The sequence below is a fragment of the Bacillus sp. SIMBA_008 genome (genome assembly GCF_046535495.1).
In the GTDB taxonomy this organism is placed as follows: Bacteria; Bacillota; Bacilli; order Bacillales; family Bacillaceae; genus Bacillus; species Bacillus subtilis.
The window spans coordinates 1-253 of record NZ_JAWRWL010000876.1 but is presented as its reverse complement, the minus strand read 5'-3'; the positions used below and the strand labels follow the sequence as shown (position 1 = coordinate 253).

Annotated in this window: 1 pseudogene; it reads left to right on the top strand. The window is 40.7% G+C overall.

Annotated elements, in window-relative coordinates:
• Positions 1-35: 35 nt before the first annotated feature.
• Positions 36-253 (top strand): annotated as a pseudogene (locus SB658_RS25855) (lysozyme family protein); the annotation flags it as partial.

The window sequence follows — 253 nt, the reverse complement described above, 5'->3', positions numbered from 1 at the left end:
AGTCATAATGCTCCTGAAATTGAGGGTGAAACACAGTGGAGAAAAAGAAAAAAGGCTGTTTCGCTGCCGCGGGTCTTATGATGATATGTGTTTTTGTCATGGTTTCCTTCTTCCTCATTCTGTTATTTTCAAATAATGAATGGCTCAAAAGTCTTCCGTTTGATGTCAAACCGATCGTGCTTGAACGGCTGACAGATTACAAACCGCTTGTTGAAGACGAGCTGGATGAAAAAGGACTCACCAAATATACATC